Source organism: Mycoavidus sp. SF9855, assembly GCF_024582735.1.
GTDB lineage: Bacteria > Pseudomonadota > Gammaproteobacteria > Burkholderiales > Burkholderiaceae > Mycoavidus.
Window position 1 is genome coordinate 61,669 of record NZ_CP102085.1, and the last position, 13,337, is coordinate 75,005.

The 13,337-nt window shown below is 52.6% G+C and carries 11 protein-coding genes; 4 read left to right on the top strand and 7 right to left on the bottom strand.

Going from position 1 to position 13,337, the window contains the following annotated elements:
- Window positions 1-19: 19 nt before the first annotated feature.
- The 5 genes from bioB to mnmC form a co-directional block, all read right to left on the bottom strand.
- Window positions 20-1,048 carry a biotin synthase BioB gene (gene bioB, locus NQD60_RS00225; RefSeq protein WP_257100596.1) on the bottom strand — a complete coding sequence of 343 codons (1,029 nt, stop codon included), beginning with the start codon at window positions 1,046-1,048 and terminating at the stop codon, window positions 20-22.
- An 11-nt stretch (window positions 1,049-1,059) separates the two neighbouring features.
- Window positions 1,060-1,776, bottom strand: coding sequence for a dethiobiotin synthase (bioD, locus tag NQD60_RS00230; protein WP_257100597.1), 717 nt, complete (start codon window positions 1,774-1,776; stop codon window positions 1,060-1,062).
- Entirely contained in the window at window positions 1,776-2,972 is a 1,197-nt protein-coding gene (gene bioF, locus NQD60_RS00235) for an 8-amino-7-oxononanoate synthase (RefSeq protein ID WP_257100598.1), read from the bottom strand. The genes bioD and bioF overlap by 1 nt, the downstream gene beginning before the upstream one ends.
- Before the next feature lie 2 nt (window positions 2,973-2,974).
- Window positions 2,975-4,357, bottom strand: a complete 1,383-nt coding sequence (gene bioA / locus NQD60_RS00240; protein WP_257100599.1) for an adenosylmethionine--8-amino-7-oxononanoate transaminase — start codon at window positions 4,355-4,357, stop codon at window positions 2,975-2,977.
- Window positions 4,358-4,430: 73 nt separating this feature from the next.
- Complete coding sequence (gene mnmC / locus NQD60_RS00245; protein WP_257100600.1) at window positions 4,431-6,428, bottom strand: bifunctional tRNA (5-methylaminomethyl-2-thiouridine)(34)-methyltransferase MnmD/FAD-dependent 5-carboxymethylaminomethyl-2-thiouridine(34) oxidoreductase MnmC; 1,998 nt, start codon at window positions 6,426-6,428, stop codon at window positions 4,431-4,433.
- 377 nt (window positions 6,429-6,805) lie between these two features.
- Between mnmC and NQD60_RS00250 the strand changes: the two genes are divergently transcribed.
- Window positions 6,806-7,093 carry an HU family DNA-binding protein gene (locus NQD60_RS00250; protein WP_223692934.1) on the top strand — a complete coding sequence of 96 codons (288 nt, stop codon included), beginning with the start codon at window positions 6,806-6,808 and terminating at the stop codon, window positions 7,091-7,093.
- An 86-nt stretch (window positions 7,094-7,179) separates the two neighbouring features.
- Here the strand turns inward: NQD60_RS00250 and NQD60_RS00255 are convergent, their stop codons facing one another.
- Entirely contained in the window at window positions 7,180-7,623 is a 444-nt protein-coding gene (locus tag NQD60_RS00255; protein ID WP_257101314.1) for a lytic transglycosylase domain-containing protein, read from the bottom strand.
- A gap of 124 nt (window positions 7,624-7,747) precedes the next feature.
- Here NQD60_RS00255 and gspD point away from each other — a divergent pair, with 124 nt between their 5' ends.
- From gspD to gspF, 3 genes are all read left to right on the top strand, one after another.
- Window positions 7,748-10,030: a type II secretion system secretin GspD gene (gene gspD, locus NQD60_RS00260; RefSeq protein WP_257100601.1), complete on the top strand. Its 2,283-nt coding sequence runs from the start codon at window positions 7,748-7,750 to the stop codon at window positions 10,028-10,030.
- A 115-nt stretch (window positions 10,031-10,145) separates the two neighbouring features.
- The gene (gene gspE, locus NQD60_RS00265) at window positions 10,146-11,600 is read left to right on the top strand and encodes a type II secretion system ATPase GspE (RefSeq protein ID WP_306438088.1); all 1,455 of its coding nucleotides are present in this window, start codon (window positions 10,146-10,148) and stop codon (window positions 11,598-11,600) included.
- A gap of 52 nt (window positions 11,601-11,652) precedes the next feature.
- Window positions 11,653-12,870 (top strand): type II secretion system inner membrane protein GspF, encoded by a 1,218-nt coding sequence (gspF, locus tag NQD60_RS00270; protein ID WP_257100602.1) that lies wholly within the window; start codon window positions 11,653-11,655, stop codon window positions 12,868-12,870.
- A gap of 3 nt (window positions 12,871-12,873) precedes the next feature.
- Here gspF and NQD60_RS00275 read toward each other — a convergent pair whose 3' ends face one another.
- Entirely contained in the window at window positions 12,874-13,293 is a 420-nt protein-coding gene (locus tag NQD60_RS00275; protein WP_257100603.1) for a type II secretion system protein N, read from the bottom strand.
- Window positions 13,294-13,337 lie beyond the last annotated feature (44 nt).

Sequence of the window (13,337 nt, forward strand, 5' to 3'; positions counted from 1 at the left end):
GTTGCTAGCGAGAGCATGATCAAGCCGCACAGTCTGCATCAGCACGCATCCCTAGCCGTGTGAGTAGAGCGCGGTCGGCTTCTGCTTGTGGGTTTGCCGTGGTTAACAGTTTTTCGCCGTAAAAAATTGAATTTGCACCAGCGAAAAAACATAACGCTTGTAACGCCGAATCCATCTGTTCGCGGCCTGCCGACAAGCGCACCATCGCGCGTGGCATGGTGAGGCGTGCTACCGCAATCGTGCGCACAAATTCAAATGGATCTAGCGGCTCAGTGCCGGCTAACGGCGTGCCTTCAACTTGCACGAGATTATTAATCGGTACTGATTCTGGATAAGGGTCTAAATTAGCGAGTTGGGCAATCAGCCCTGCCCGTTCGCGACGTGACTCACCTAGGCCGACGATGCCGCCACAACACACGTTAATCCCCGCTTCGCGCACATGTTCAAGCGTATTCAGTCGCTCTTGGTAGGTGCGAGTGCTGATGATCTGCCCATAAAACTCAGGGGAGGTATCCAAGTTGTGGTTGTAATAATCAAGGCCCGCGTCTTTAAGCGCTTGCGCTTGCGTTTCTTCGAGCATGCCTAGAGTGACGCAAGTCTCAAGCCCTAAAGCTTTAACCCCGCGAATCATCTCCATCACCGGTGCCAGATGTCGCTCTTTGGGGCTGCGCCAGGCCGCGCCCATGCAAAAGCGGGTGGCGCCATGTGCTTTAGCCGCCTGTGCTGCCGCTAGCACTTCATCAAGGGGCATTAATTTATCGGCGTCAACGCCAGTATCATAGTGTGAAGATTGCGGGCAATACGCGCAATCCTCTGGGCAGCCACCGGTTTTGATGGAGAGCAAAGTGGACAATTGCACGACGTTTGCATCGAAATGAGCGCGATGGGTTTGTTGCGCGCGAAACAACAAATCATTGAACGGTAGCTCATATAGCGCAAGGATGTCGGCGATTTTCCAAGGAGCTGCGTTAGTCTCATTAGTCGCGCAAGCTAAAGGCGTCAGGGCCGTGGATGGAGCAGTGTGCTCCGCACAAGTCGCTTGTGTCATTTTTTCCTCTATCAAAGGCGCTTAGCGCAGAGCGCGAGCAGTGGATCAATATTTAAATGAAGCGCGGCGGCCGCAGCCGACGGAGATTCCAAATATGGAATTTTACCTAATAGTGGCGCGTTGTATTGCTGCTCAAAGCGCATGCGCAGTGTAGCAATGTTTTCATCAAGGTAACGCATAGTCGGATCAATTTGATTGGCGACCCAGCCAACGAATGTGAGCCCGCTCGCACAAATTGCCGCGGCACTCAATAATGCGTGATTTAAACAACCAAGACGTAAACCCACCACGAGCACTACCGGCAGTTTTAACGCGCAAGCAAGATCGGCGGTATCATAATGGTCATCAAGCGGTACTCGAAAGCCACCTACGCCCTCAACCACAACGCAATCAGCTGCTTGAGCTACTGTAGCATAACATTGTCTGATCTGCTCAATATCGAAGCGGATTCCTTCTTGCTTGGCGGCGAGATGCGGGGCACAGGCTTCTTTGCATAGGTAAGGCGTGGTCAAGGTACGCGGCAAGGTAACGTTTGCTGCGTGCGCAAGAAAATCAGCATCTTCATTATGCCAAACGCCATTGCGGTATTCTGCACCTGCTGCAATTGGCTTCATGGCGGCTGTGCGTAGACCGCGAGCGCCGAAGGCACTCAGTAATGCGGCCGAGGTAAGCGTTTTGCCGATCTCAGTATCGGTGCCGGTAACAAAAAAAGAATAGGATGGATTCATCAAATTTCAGGGGTCAGTAATGCAGCGCTGAGTTGCTCAAGGTCGGCCGGCGAGTGATTCGCCGACAATGAAATGCGTAATCTTGACGCACCTGGTGCGACCGTGGGGGGGCGGATGGCAGGTACCCATAGTCCTTTTGCGTCAAGCTGCGCGGCGAGGGTAAGAGTCGGTGCATTCTCACCGATAATCAATGGTTGGATCGCGGTTATAGAATCGATTGATTGCCAATCGGTGTTCTGTAATAACGTGCGGGTTTGCGTGATCCGCTGTTGCAGCTGTCGGCGTCTGGTTTGCCCTTCGCTGCTGGCAATCAGAGTCAGGCTAGTAGACGCCGCGTGAGCGACAGCTGGCGGTGAGGCGGTGGTGAAAATATAGGGCCGTGCACGTTGTATCAGCCATTCAATCACAGTGTCGTGCGCAATCACAAAAGCGCCCGCTACGCCGGCTGCTTTACCGAGCGTGGCAACATAAACCAGGCGCGGTGAGCGTAGCCCAAATGCTGATACTGTTCCGGCGCCATTGCTTCCCAGTACGCCAAAGCCATGGGCATCGTCTACCACCAGCCAAGCATGATATTTTTCAGCCAAAGCAAGCAGCTGATCAAGCGGTGCAATATCTCCATCCATACTGAAAAGAGCATCTGTTACAATCAGCTTCAACGGAGTTTTGCAAGCGCTTAATAAGGTTTCAAGGGCGCTCGTATCTACGTGTGGGTAGATTTGTACATTAGCCCGCGAGAGGCGTGCCCCATCGATTAATGAAGCGTGATTAAGGGCGTCCGAAAAAATGGTTGCCGTCGGTTCAGGTAAATTTTTGGTCGGGCTTGCGAGCGCAGACAGCGTAGCAAGATTGGCCATATAACCGGTACAAAAATAGAGTGCGCGCGGCCTATCAATAAATCCACCGGCGAAGGCAGCAAGTTCATCTTCAAGCGCGGCGTGGGCTCGTGAATGCCCTCCCAACAAATGTGAGCCGCCGCTGCCTACGCCATAACGCGCGGCGCCCTCGACAAAAGCCGCAATCAACTTAGGATGACTGGCCAGTCCTAAATAATCATTGCTTGCAAAGTTGACCATAGTCCGCCCATCAACCTGCATATGCGTGGCACAGCCTGTTTCAGTGCAGCGCCGCTGGCGGCGCAAAGCCTGTGCGTCAAGGTCCTGTAGATTGGTTAAAAGGGTCGTCAGGGATTCCATTTTTAGGCCTGTTCAGCGAGCACTTGCTCTAGCGTGGCGCAGGTACGTGCGGCCAGCAAGGTGATTTCCTCGCTAGATAAGATATACGGTGGCATGAGATATACCGTGTTGCCGATTGGACGTAGCAGAAGCTCGTTGTGCAAGGCAAGCTCAAAGAAACGACGTGCAAAAGTCACCGGTGGCGTAGACGTTTTGTTTGAACTCTTATCAAGAGCCTTAGCCGTAGTGACGGTTTTGGGTATTACATCAAACGCAATAATTGTTCCACAGCGGCGTAGATGGCGCACTTGCGGGTTGGCGGCTAGTGGTGCCAAAAGGCCGGCAAGAGTCTCTGATTTTGAGCGATTACGCGTCAGCACATCCTCTGTCTCAAACAAATCAAGTGTAGCAAGGGCGGCTCGACATGCGAGCGGATTGCCGGTGTACGAATGTGAGTGCAAAAAGCCGCGGGCGGTGTCATCGTCATAAAATGCAGCATAAATTGTCTCACGTGTTAAGACCGCGGATAGCGGCAAATAGCCTCCACTAATGCCTTTTGATAAGCACAAAAAATCAGGTTGGATGGAAGCTTGTTCATAAGCAAAGAAAGTGCCGGTGCGCCCGCATCCGACGGCAATTTCATCGGCAATCAAATGCACTTCATAGCGATCGCATAGAGTCCGTAATTCCGCGATAAAGCATGGGTCATGCATGGCCATTCCCGCGGCGCATTGCACGAGCGGTTCAATGATGATTGCCGCTATATGAGTGTGCCGCGCTTCTAGTAATTCAGTTATGGCAGCAATGCTACGCCGAGCGACATCAGCGGCTGATTCACCTGCGCGAGCTTGACGTGCGTCGGGTGAAGGGGCAACATGAGCGTGCCGCAAAAGAGGATCATATGCAGTCTTAAAGAGTGCCACATCAGTGACGCCAAGTGCGCCGATGGTTTCACCATGATAGCCATTGGCGATGCAGACAAACTCCTGTTTGCTTGGGCGCATGGTATTACGCCAATAATGAAAACTCATCTTCAGCGCAATTTCGACGGCGGATGCTCCATCAGAGGCAAAAAATGCATGACCCAGCACGCCTCCTGTGAGAGCCGATAAGCGCTCTGCCAATTCAATTGCGGGTGCGTGGGTGCAACCTGCTAGCATGGCATGCTCAAGGGTATCAAGTTGCGCTTTGATCGCATCATTGATGTGCGCATTGGTATGGCCAAACAGATTGACCCACCATGAGCTAATGGCATCAAGATAGCGCTGTCCATCAACATCGTATAACCATGCCCCTGCGCCACGTGCCAGAGGTACCAGCGGTAGTTGCTCATGGTGCTTCATTTGCGTGCAGGGGTGCCAGACGGCGCGCTGACTGCGCGTAATCCATTCGTTTGAAAGTTTCATCTTGCCAGTATTCATCATGCTTTTAATTATAGGTGTAGTGTATCGTGTTGGGCTCGAGGCTGATTTTATAACCCTAGCTTTGCTTGCGTAAAGAGCGTAGTAAAAAACGTGCTGGATCGAGCGCGTCGATGAGTGAGCGTTCAATCGGCATCGGCTCGCCATCAAGTTGCGAGGCAATCAACTCTGCACCAAGCGTGGCCCACAGTAAGCCACGAGAGCCATATGCAAATGCGCCAAATAAACCGGGTGCGCGTGGCATGTCTAGTAAATGAGCACTGATAAATTGAGGGGCATGTATTTGCGTCATAGCTTCATCGGCTAAAGCGCCGATGAATGGCATGCGGTCGCTGGCAACGCACCGGAAGGCAACATGTCCGGCCAGTTTATATGGATCAAAACAGCCGGCTAGCGATGGTGCAAGCCGCGCTAATTGGTTGAGGTTGTGTTGATGACTCTCGATAGATGGCGTGAGATTGGGGTCATCGAAATCATAACTAGCGCCGGTTAGCATACTGCTTGAGGTTAAAGGGGCTAAGTAGCCATTGCCAGTGACGGGCAGATGTAAACTCGTAGAGGGTGGGACGATTGCCGTGCTAGAAGCCGCAGCATGGTCGGTATCGCTGGCGTCGCTCGCGGGTGTTGGCAGTATCGTTAATTGACCGCGTATGCAATGGGTTGGCGCATAACGTAAACCGGCAAGGCTGGCGGCATCGTTTGCATTCGCTAAGATGGCGACGGGGGCTGCGACGATGCTGCGGCCAGTTTCGTCCAAAGCGTGCCAGAGATTTTCACGATAAACGAGTTGCTTGATTGGCTTGCCGAAATATCGCGTAACCGCCGTGTCCGCCGCTATCAGTTGCGCCTGGCATAGTGATGCGGGGTTGAGCCAGCCCCCTTTAGGGAAATGCCAGCCCCCTTGTGCCAGCTCAAGCCCCGCTAGCGTGCTGGCTTCAGCGCGGGTGACAGAACTCACCATTTCTTTTGGATAGGCTAAATGATCGAGGGTTGCTCGCATTGCATCGAAGGCGGCCTTGTCCGGTGCCATTTGTACTAGGCCGGTGGCGCGCCAGATAAACTTCTCTATATGGCTAAGCGCTTGCCAGCGCTGCAACGCATACAGAAAACCTGCGCGCGAGGCGCGGGCCGCGATATTATCATCGCGTGAAATGAAAGGATGAAACACGCTGACAGGATTGCCGGAGGCGCCGGTTGCGCATGTTTTGCCTTGCTCAATTAATGAAACATGCCAGCCGCGTGCTGCTAGCCGCTCAGTGAGTGCGCAGCCGGCGAAACCGGCACCAATCACAAGCGCATGCCGTTCAGGTACAGCATAGGCGGTGGGTGGCTCATGCCGCCGGACACGCCAGCGAGGCGTGAAACGGCCAATTAACATTTTGCGTTTCATCCAAAAGCCTTGCGCCTTATGGACTTCAAAACCTGCTGCGGCAAGCCCTTGAAGTACAGCGCCTGCAGTCGTATAGGTGGCGAGCGTTGCGTTTTGGGTTGCGAGGCGGGCAAGCGCTTTGAAAATAGATGCGTTCCACATCTCTGGGTTTTTTGCAGGGGTAAAACCATCCAGATAAAATGCATCGGCGCGCAACCATAGCTGTGGCAGTAAATCGCTAATATCTCCCAAAGCCAAGGTTAGGATGACACGCCCGCCCTCAAACTCTAAACGATGCAACCCTGCTGTCAAAATAGGCCATGCCTCACACAACTGCTTAGCAAGTGGTGCGAGCGTAGAGAAAATAGGGCGCCTATACAGCGTATGTAAATCCTCGCGCGTAAACGGATGTTTTTCAATCGAGACAAAATGCAAGCGAGCGCAACGCGCAGGATCGTCGCGCCAGGCCGCCCACGTTGCGAGAAAGTTGGCGCCAGTGCCAAAGCCGGTTTCAACAATCGAGAAAATCTGTTGCTCCGCCCAGCGGGCGGGAAGCGCATTGCCCGCGATAAATACATGCTGCGCTTGCGCAAGCCCACCTGCTGCGCTGTGATAAATATCGGAAAATGCAGTTGAATAGGGCGTGCCGTCTTCAAGTAATGTGAGTGGGGCCGGGATAATAGGCATTTTAAGGTGAGGTCTGAGTGTTAGGTGCTCGTTTAGCGTAGCTTTTGCGCCCAAATTCTCTGATTTTTGTGGCCTGAAAGTGGCTTGTTAAATAAGAAACCGCAGAAAACGTTGGCAAAAACCAACGTTTACCTTTTATTGGCAATGGTTTGCGGCAAGATTGAGATGCGGCTTGATACACTGTACCCGTTTTGTGGCGGCGCTTGTAAACTGTTTTAAAGCCGCCCCAGCACTACGTTTGTGGCGCTTTACGCCGGAGCATGCTATGTTACGTTGACGCTGTTGTCGCAAAAAAATGCGATGCAGTGGCGCTATCGTCAGTATTTCTGCGCTGGGCTATATGCTTTCTGTTTTAACTCAACTGTGAAAGGAATTTTATGAATAAGCAAGAATTGATCGATGCTATTGCCTCAAAAACGGAGGCCAGCAAAGTCTCCATCGGCGAAATCTTGAGCACCTATGTGGAATTAGTTAAAAAAACGGTAGCGAAAGGAGACTCGGTCGAATTAGTCGGTTTTGGTAAATTTTCTTCGGGCAAGCGCGCAGCGCGTGAAGGGCGTAATCCCAAAACCGGTGAGAAAATCAAAATCGCCGCAACCAATACAGTTAAATTCACCGCCGGTAAAGCATTTAAAGAAGCGGTTAATGGCAAGGCAAAGAAGTAAAGTATTTTGGTACGTTAGACCCGCTGCAAGCGGGTCTTTTAGTATTCGTTCGCGGTGTTTTATTAAAAGTTTTTTTTAGTCGGCATTCAACGCGGCGGGGAGGTGATGCCCCAGCGAGCCAGAATTTTAATAATTTGGCTCGAATATTTGTCGCGATGCACCGGCGTTTCAGAGTGATAAGCGCCAATTGCTTGCCAAGTATTACCGTGTTTATTCATCTTTTGGCGCAAATGCCAAGCCGCAATATAAACGCTGGTGCAAGGTTCCATCAAAGTATTAGATGAAATGCCATATCCAGATAGCGCTGAAAGATGGATTGAATTAATTTGCATCAAGCCGTAATCGGTTGAGCCATTATCGTTTTTGCGCATGGCGTTAGGGCGATTGCGCGATTCTTGCCAGGCGATGGCGCGCAGAATGATTGGGTTCACATGTTGGTAACGCGCTGCGTCGTCAAAACAATCGGCGTGCGCTGGCAATGTAGTATACGTGCCAATAAAAATGAGTGAGTAAATAATCGGCTTGAGCATTCCGGTACCCGGTTTTTGGCGCTGAACTGGAATTAATAGCATAATAATAGGCTACTTTGCAGTTTGTCGCATCGATGCATACCGTAGCCTATATGAACGAAATTATCTGAGAAATTGTATTGTAATGCGTTATCTAATTTATGTTCTTTTTGCTGCATGGCTCGTGATTCAGCCTGCGCGGGCGCAAGTTACGCTGAATTTTGTGAACGCGGAAATTGATCAGGTTGCTAAAGCGATCGGGGCGGCCACGAATCAAACCATCATTGTTGACCCGCGCATTAAGGGGCAACTTAACTTGGTGTCCGAGCGCTCTGTAAGTGCGGCGCAAGCCCTGAAAACGTTGCAATCGGCGCTGCGTATGCAGGGTTTTGCCTTGGTGCAGGATCATGGGGTGCTAAAAGTCGTGCCGGAAGCCGATGCGAAGCAGCAAGGCGTGCCCGTTTTTATCGGCAATACACCGCAGGCAAAAGGCGACCAGGTCATCACGCAAGTCTTTCAGCTACGCCACGAAGCGGCGAGTAGCTTGGTGCCTGTATTGCGTCCGCTGATTTCCGCCAATAATACAATTACTGCGTATCCAGCAAATAACACGCTGGTCGTGACCGACTACGCCGATAATGTTCGACGTATTGCAAAGATCATCGCCGGAGTTGATACAGCGATTGGCCGCAATATCGAAGTGGTGCCACTGAAAAATGCCAATGCGCTTGACCTTGCTACACAATTACAAAAAATATTAGATCCGGGTCCAGTTGGCAGCGCCGACGCCACTCTGAAAATGTCAGTGCTAGCAGATTCGCGCACCAATTCGTTGATTTTGCGCGCTTCTAGCCAAGCACGGATGAAAGCGGCAAAACAACTGATCGCAAAACTTGATTTACCTACGCAAGAGCTTGGCAATATTCATGTGGTGCCACTACGCAATGCCGATGCAGTCGAGCTTGCTCAAACTTTGCGTGGCATCTTGGGTGAAAAAGGGGGCGCTGCCTCAACCGCCAATAGTGCGCTGAACTCATTTAATTCGAGTGGTGGCGGGTTGGGTGGTATGGCAAGCGGCGCCACCGGCATACCTGGTATGCCTCCTTTGCCAACGGGCAGAGGCAGTAGTGCTGCGCGTAGTCAGTTTGGCGCCCAGGCAAGCTCATTGAGTAATCCATTCGGTAGTTCAGCCAGCGGTGGCGCGAGCAATAGCCGCGACACGGGTTCAGCCAGCGGCATGATTCAGGCCAATGCCGCGACTAATTCACTCGTTATCACCGCCTCAGAGCCGGTTTACCGGAATTTGCGTAGAGTGATTGATCAACTCGATACACGCCGCGCTCAAGTGTACATAGAATCATTGATTGTCGAGGTTTCATCAGGCGATATGGCCCGCTTTGGGATTCAATGGCAGGCTGTGTTGAATATGGGTGGAACGAATGCCTTATTTGGCGGCGCTAATTACACCATGGACAAAGATCCAGGGACCAATATTGTCAAACTGGCAACCAGCCCTTTCATGGCGGCAAAAGATCCGCGTGCGTCGCTGGTTTATCCAGCAGAAGGGTTGAATATTGGTTATCTGCGCAACTATGGCAAATTTTTAGGATTGGGTGGGTTGTTACAAGCGCTTAATTCGCTCGGCAACACGAATGTGCTCTCTACGCCTACGATGGTTACTCTTGATAATGAAGAAGCGAGAATTGTAGTCGGGCAGAATGTGCCTATTTTGACTGGCGCATATTCGCAAACGGCTGGGGCGAATCAAGCCATTACGCCTTTTCAGACTTTTGAGCGGCAAGATGTGGGCGTGACGCTACATGTGAAGCCTAAAATCACTGAAGGGGGGGTGATTCAGCTGCAGATTTATCAGGAAGACTCTGGCGTGGTCGCTAATTCCCAGGATAGTTCAGGTGGGGTGACGCTGAATAAGCGAGCAATCCAATCGACCGTCCTGGCGGACGATGGCCAGATCATCGTGCTGGGGGGGCTATTGCAAGATAAATATAGCGATGGCAATTCTAAAGTGCCTGTGCTTGGCGATATACCTCTGCTTGGATCCCTCTTTCGCTATGAAGGTAAAAGGCGCGAAAAGACAAACCTGATGGTATTTCTACGCCCGGTGATCATTCGCAATGCGCAAGATGCGCAACGTGTCTCGCTTGATCGTTATGACTATATGCGCGCCCAGACGACAAATTTTGGCACGGATAATTGGCTTGTGCGTGATCAAAATACGCCCGTGATGCCAGGCGCGCCGTTGCCACTTAGCGAGGGGGGCGTCGCGGCGCCCGCGCTTAGCCCCCAACAACGAAGCGTTCCCCCATCGGCTCACCAACCGGAGGATTCTTCTGCCTTAGGCGTGCCGCCTAAGGCTCGCTGGCTCAATGATTTACCAGGCATGGATGAGGCTGGGGCGCGGCCGTGACGGTCTCAGATACTCGGTCACACGCCCCGGCGAAACCTGAAAAAGTTTCGCAAATCCAGTGCGATAAACAGATTGGGATAGAAGTGTGGATCAGCAATTAGCTGCACAAGCCAATGTGCAACCAGGGTTTTCCCGCGAAGCCCCGTCGTCTTTGGTGGCGCGGATGATACCCTATGGTTTTGCTCGGGCAGGTCAAATTTTGGCTGCGCATCAACATAGTGACAGCCTTGAAGTTTGGATTAGCGAGCGCACGCTAGCGAGCTCATTGGCCGAGGTGGCGCGTCAATTTGGCGCCTTGCGCCTTGTGCGTGTGGCGGCCGACGAGTTGGTGCAAGCCATTAATCGTGCTTATGCGCTGCAGGATGGAAGCGCGGCGCAAGTCGTGGGCGAGGTCGAAGGCGAGGTCGACTTATCTCGGCTGATGCAAGATATCCCTGAGGTTGAGGACCTGCTTGAATCGGAAGATGATGCGCCGATTATCCGCATGATCAATGCCCTATTTACGCAAGCCGCGCGAGAAGGGGCCTCGGATATTCATATTGAACCTTTTGAGAACGCATCCGTTGTGCGGTTTCGCATCGATGGTACCCTGCGCGATATAGTGCGCCCGCAAAAAGCATTGCATGGCGCGTTGATTTCTCGCATTAAGATTATGGCGCAGCTTGATATTGCCGAAAAACGGCTGCCGCAAGATGGTCGCATCACCTTGCGGGTCGCCGGGCGGCCCGTCGATGTACGGGTTTCGACACTGCCGACTGGGCATGGCGAGCGCGCTGTATTGCGTTTGCTTGAGAAAGATGCGCAACGGCTGAACCTCGATACGCTTGGCATGGCCGCCGCGACGCAAGTGCAATTCGATAAATTAATTGCCCATCCGCATGGCATTGTGTTGGTCACGGGTCCAACCGGCTCAGGCAAAACAACCACTTTATATGCGGCGCTATCGCGGCTTGAGACCGCTAGCACCAATATCATGACAGTTGAAGATCCGATTGAGTACGATCTGTCTGGGATTGGTCAAACGCAGGTTAATGAACGGATTGGCATGAATTTTGCGCGTGCCCTCCGCTCGATCTTGCGGCAAGACCCCGACATTATCATGATTGGCGAAATTCGAGACCTTGAGACAGCGCAGATCGCTGTGCAGGCCTCGTTGACCGGGCATTTAGTGCTGGCTACGCTACACACCAATGATGCCGCCTCAGCTGTCACCCGGCTAACGGATATGGGCGTTGAGCCCTATTTACTCGCGTCCAGCTTGCTAGGCGTGCTGGCGCAGCGGCTGGTGCGCTGCTTATGCCCCACTTGCCGGCTTGAACGCGCTGATGGTTGGCATGCATCTGGCTGTGAACAATGTGGCCAATCGGGTTACCAAGGCCGGCGTGGCGTCTACGAACTGCTCGTACTCAATGATGCAATCCGCACACTGATTCACCAGCAAGTCGCCGACGTTGAATTGCTAGCAGCGGGGCGGGCTAATGGGATGCGCACCTTGCGTGAAGATGCACAACGCTGGCTAGCGGCAGGCGTGACCTCGCTTGAAGAGGTGATCCGTGTTACCGGCGAATAGTGCAACAGCATTAAAAATCGTTCAATCCATCAAGATATAAGGTAGTCTGCCAATGCCAGCGTTTCGCTTTGAAGCCATTGACTCATCTGGCAAAACACAGCGCGGTGTGCTGGAGGCGGATAGTGCGCGAGCTGCTCGCAGCCAGTTGCGTTTGCAGGCGCTTACCCCGCTTTTGGTTGAGTCAGCCGGCAGCCGCACGCGCAGTGCGCGCCATGAGCGGCTTGCCTTCGGGCGCCGTTTATCGCAGCGCGAGCAAGCGATCTTCACGCGCCAGCTTGCCAGCCTATTGACCGCCGGTTTGCCGCTCGATGAAATTCTCGGCGTGCTGGCTGAGCAAGCAGAGCGTGATTATGTGCGTGAATTGGTCGCGGCGATTCGGGCTGAAGTGTTGAGTGGGCAGTCGCTGGCAGGTGCCTTGAGCATACACCCGCATGATTTTCCGGATATTTATCGTGCTTTGGTTTCCGCCGGCGAGCAAACTGGCAAGCTCGATATCGTGTTGGCGCGCCTTGCGGACTATATTGAACAACGCAATACGTTACGGCAAAAAATTCAATTGGCCTTTACTTATCCAGCGATTGTAACGCTAGTCGCTTTTGGCATTGTCGCGTTTTTACTAAGTTATGTGGTGCCGCAGGTCGTGAGCGTGTTCTCCAGTACTAAACAGCAACTACCGTTATTAACGGTGGCGATGCTGGCGTTGTCCAATTTCGTTAAGCAGGGCTGGTGGGGTATGTTGATAGCAGGGGGGCTGATAAGCTGGCTGCTAAGACGTATTTTACGCCAGCCAGGCCCTCGACTGACCTTTCATCGTTGGCTGTTGGATGTGCCGCTGCTCGGCAAACTCGTGCGTGGTTATAACACCGTACGTTTTGCCAGTACGCTAGCCATCTTGACCGCAGCTGGAGTGCCTATTTTACGAGCGCTGCAAGCCGCCGGCGAGACACTTAACAATGTTGCCATGCGTCAAAATATTGACCAGGCAACGGTGCGGGTGCGTGAAGGCGCTTCTCTCTCGCGCGCACTGGCTGGCACACATACCTTTGCCCCGGTGCTGGTCCATTTAATCCGCGCTGGTGAAGCGACTGGCGATTTGACTGCGATGCTTGAGCGTGCAGCGAGTGGCGAAGCCGCTGAGCTTGAGCGCCGCACCCTATTTTTAACGAGTTTGCTGGAGCCGCTGCTGATTCTTGCGATGGGCGGCGTGGTGTTAATGATTGTGTTGGCAGTGATGATGCCGATTATTGAATTAAATCAAATGGTGGGGTGATGATTAGCGCATATAAATAGTCGGCGACTCGGTTGCTGCGGGTAAAAATACTTCGCTTTTAATGCCGCTTTGCTCAATAATAACTGAGCGCGCGCGGACTTCGTTAAGGCGTGTGTTTTGATCAATTGGCTGGCCAACAGAAATCGCCCGCAGGGGCTTGCCCGCTTGCCCGATAATGGCGGCAGCGCCGCCCTCTTGAAGGGCGAGCACGCCGGCCAATTGAAAATCGCTACGGACTGAATTAGCTTGTCCTCCAAATAGCTGGTTGGCATAATCGACTTTTACCGGCGCCCGGCTCGCGCTGGCCGCCGATAGAGGAGTTGTGTGAGGGGAGTTCAACGTAATGAACCAATACGTTGAGGTTGCACAGAAAAGCGCAAATAGCGTGAGTGAAGTAATCCGCACTAAAGCGGAGCTTTGCATAGATATCATGAAAAAAGGTAATAAAAAGCATTAATTAGGAACAG